We start from the raw sequence: 513 nt of genomic DNA on the forward strand, positions 1-513 counted from the left end.
GTGAGTCTAATAGTCTAACCAACTATTAGAAAAATTAAAGGTGGTACCGTGCAGAAAGCGCCCTTTGACTTAACCAGTCAAAGGGCGCTTTTTTTATTTACTAAAAACTTAAAATATATGTAAAAAACTAGGAGCAATAAAGATAAGACGAATCAAATTGTCACTAGTAAGCCATATAACAGACTTGTAGTAGTGATTAGGAGGATTTTTCAATGACATTATTAGCAGATTTAAAACAAGCTCCCACAGCGATTATTCCCGCTTGTGGTGACGGGCATACTTTTCAAATGTTAGCCAACAGCAAGGCACCAGCCATTTTCCTATCTGGTCAATTAACCACTGACCATTTAATTGCGGAGGGTGACCAAGGGTTGTTGTCGATCACTGAATATAAAAATTATGCATTCAGTTTGGGATTGAAGAAGGCGCAACCCTTGTTGTTAGATCTACAATCGGGATTTGGGAATCCTCTAAACACCTACTATGCAGCAAAAGAATTGGAACGTTCGGGTG

Annotated in this window: 1 pseudogene; it reads left to right on the plus strand. The window is 38.6% G+C overall.

Features of this window, described 5'->3' with window-relative positions:
- Positions 1 to 212: 212 nt before the first annotated feature.
- Positions 213 to 513, plus strand: a pseudogene (locus ACRCJ0_RS19350) (isocitrate lyase/phosphoenolpyruvate mutase family protein); the annotation flags it as partial.

This window comes from Aerococcus sp. L_32 (genome assembly GCF_050689315.1).